This window comes from Eubacterium sp. AF22-8LB, from assembly GCF_003458715.1.
Taxonomy (GTDB): Bacteria; Bacillota_I; Bacilli_A; order Erysipelotrichales; family Erysipelotrichaceae; genus Holdemanella.
This window is the reverse complement of sequence record NZ_QRVI01000057.1, coordinates 1-1,804: the sequence shown is the minus strand read 5'-3', so window position 1 is coordinate 1,804 and position 1,804 is coordinate 1. Positions and strand designations below refer to the sequence as shown.

General features: G+C 35.5%; 2 protein-coding genes. Both read left to right on the top strand.

Annotated features, from left to right (window positions below; all coding sequences use genetic code 11):
- Window positions 1–623, top strand: a 623-nt coding sequence (locus DWY01_RS11350) for an amidohydrolase family protein (protein WP_147332194.1), incomplete at its 5' end; no start/stop codon positions are given.
- Window positions 623–1,747, top strand: a complete 1,125-nt coding sequence (locus DWY01_RS11345) for an amidohydrolase (RefSeq protein ID WP_117996213.1) — start codon at window positions 623–625, stop codon at window positions 1,745–1,747. The genes DWY01_RS11350 and DWY01_RS11345, both read left to right, overlap by 1 nt.
- Window positions 1,748–1,804: the final 57 nt, after the last annotated feature.

Sequence of the window (1,804 nt, the reverse complement as noted above, 5' to 3'; positions counted from 1 at the left end):
TCAGTGCCTTATTAAGAGAAACTTTAGCTAAGACTAAAGAATACATGGAGAAAAAAGAATCCGGTAAAGACGTAGACTATGATCAAAAGCTAGAGGCTATGATTCCAGTTGTAAAAAGAGAGCTTCCATTAAAGTGTCATGCACATAGAGCTGATGATATTTTAACTGTGATTCGTATCGCAAAAGAATATGATATTGAAGTCACATTGGATCATGCGACAGATGCAAGATGCATTGTAGAACAAATCAAAGAAAGTGGATTCCCATGTATTTGTGGTCCTAGTTTTGGTCATAAAACAAAATTCGAATTAAAATCCAAATCCTTTAAAACGCCTGGCGTATTAAACAAAGCCGGAATCTTAGTTTCTATCACAACAGACTCGCCTGTTATTCCTGAACAATACCTATCTTTATGTGCTGCTCTTGCCGCAAAGAATGGTATGGATGAATATGAAGCCATCAAAGCCATCACAATCAATCCAGCTAAAATCTTACATCTAGATAATCGTGTTGGATCAATCAAGGTTGGAAAAGATGCAGACTTTATTATTTGTACAAAGAATATTTTAGATACACAAAATGAAATTAAATCCGTTTATGTAGATGGAAAGAAGGCAGCTTAATGCTTTTTAAAAACGCAACTATTTATACAATGGAACAAGATCCATTCGTTGGTGATTTTAGAATCGAGAAAGGTGTTTTTACTGAAGTAGGAAAAGATTTAACTGCAACTGTTGGTGAAGATGTTCAAGATCTTTCAGGACTCTATGTATTTCCAGGACTAATCGATGCCCATTCTCATTTAGGTATGGTTTGTTCATCCATAGGATTTGAAGGTGAAGATGGCAATGAAGTCACGGATCCTGTAACACCAAACATTCGTGGAATTGATGGATGCAATCCTATGGATGAAACGATTGAAGAAGCATTAAAAAGCGGAGTAACTACTGTTGCTGCTGGACCTGGAAGTGCCAATGTCATTGGTGGTACTTTCTTTGCGTATAAGACCAAAGGAAATTGTATTGATGAAATGACCATTCAAAATCCGATCGCAATGAAGGCAGCCTTTGGCGAAAATCCTAAACGTTGTTACAAAGGAAAGAAAATTGATACACGTATGCAGATCAGTGCCTTGCTAAGAGAAACTTTAGCTAAGACAAAAGAATATATTCAGAAAAAAGAATCCGGTAAAGACGTAGACTATGATCAAAAGCTAGAGGCTATGATTCCTGTCATTAAGAAAGAAATGCCATTAAAATGTCATTGCCATAGAGCCGACGATATTTTGACTGTGATTCGTATCGCAAAAGAATATGATATTGAAGTCACATTGGATCATGTTACAGATGGAAGAAGCATTATTCCACAAATTAAAGAAAGTGGTTTTCCATGTATTCTTGGTCCTTGTTTAGGTCATAAATCAAAATATGAAGTTAAAAATATGTCATTTGAAACCGCAAATGAATTCTATAAAGCCGGTATTTTATTCTCTATCATTACAGACTCACCTGTTGTACCCGAGCAATATCTATCTTTAAGTGCGGCCCTAGCCCATAAAGCAGGACTTCCAGAATATGAAGCCATTAAAGCCATCACTATCAATCCAGCTAAGATTTTAAAGTTAGACAACCGTATTGGTTCAATTAAAGCTGGTAAGGATGCCGACTTTGTGGTTTGTACAAAAAATATTTTAGATACTCAAAATGAAATTAAAGCAGTTTATATCAATGGAAAGAAGGAAGCATAATGTTATTTAAAAACGCAACTATTTACACAATGGAACAAGAACCATTTGTTGGTGATT